A 1,195-nucleotide genomic window follows, 5' to 3' on the forward strand; every position below is an offset into this window, starting at 1 on the left:
GGATATGTTTTAAATTGATAACTTTAAACTGTAAAGTTTTCAAGAATATTATCGTGTGCGCTCAGTTTAAAGGCTTTATGCATTAAAATCAGAAATAGCATTTGTGACTTTAGTCACGAAAAATTTTTCGACGCAAATCTTGAACACAATAAATAATCAATTTATTTTAAAAATAGAGCGAGGTAAGCTACTTGTTTGACTACAAAATAAAGATCGAGGATAAAGCAGGAAATATTTTTTTAGAAGAGGATTTTGAAATATTGGTTTGGTACTATGGTCCAAGAGTACTGGTAAACTCAGATGCCACTACTGCCCTGATCTGGTGTGATGACAGTGAAGAACACGAAAAGTGGTTTTTATCCCAGAGTCCAAAAGTAATTTTGGATTACATATTGGGCAAAAGCACTATGAGGGACATTGTCTTGATGGGAGAGACCAGTCTCTTCTACTACGACTTCAAAACTGACAAATATATATTTGAAAAGAATTTGACCAAAGAGGATCTTTTGAAATTCGAGCTCCCACACGAAGAGTCATATTTAGGAGATGTGTATAAGAAAAAGGATGAGCTTTTAAAGTCTATCAATAAATAATCTAAATAATAAAACAGCATATCCAGAATTCCCATATTTTACATATTTTATTCTTTGATTAAATCAATTTATGGACTATATACATCAAATACACGATAAGTTCTTTAAACAGATAACCTCAATCTCTCTTCGCCAAAGGGATTTAAGGCCCCCTTTCGGGGGCCAGTGGAGTAAAGGTTTGATTGTGTAATAATTAATGTGTTATGTGAACGGTAGTGCCAGATACGCTCACGCTACCAACGATAGTCCCAACGAGTTCTATGACTGCAGGACCGTTTGCGCCGTCTGCAAAGAAATAAGTGTTGGTGTTGGTGTCGTCTGTAAAGTATCCAGCGTTATGTGATGCAGTATGAGCCTGACTGTCAGCGTCAGCAAGAGCAGCAGATAAGGTTGAAGAAGTTATATTATTTTCACTAATAACAGTAGTGTCAAAATTCATGCTAGTTAGAATGTGGGAGAAATCAAAAGTAACATGAGTAGCTGGAGCAGCATCTACTTGAGTCAAATTACTCACATATGCCGAGTTGTCAAAGAATGCGATGTTGTTGGAAATAGTATTTGCACCACTATAACCACTATCATTTAAACTAATATTATTTGCG

At 35.6% G+C, this 1,195-nt stretch carries 2 protein-coding genes; one reads left to right on the forward strand and one right to left on the reverse strand.

Features of this window, described 5'->3' with window-relative positions; genetic code table 11:
* Positions 1–191: 191 nt before the first annotated feature.
* Entirely contained in the window at positions 192–593 is a 402-nt protein-coding gene (locus tag V4762_RS09960; protein ID WP_347315625.1) for a hypothetical protein, read from the forward strand.
* A 193-nt stretch (positions 594–786) separates the two neighbouring features.
* On the opposite strand, the gene V4762_RS09965 is transcribed toward V4762_RS09960, so the two are convergent.
* The coding region (locus V4762_RS09965; protein WP_347315626.1) for a hypothetical protein at positions 787–1,195 on the reverse strand (409 nt) is incomplete at its 5' end.

Source organism: Thermodesulfobium sp. 4217-1, from assembly GCF_039822205.1.
Taxonomy (GTDB): domain Bacteria; phylum Thermodesulfobiota; class Thermodesulfobiia; order Thermodesulfobiales; family Thermodesulfobiaceae; genus Thermodesulfobium.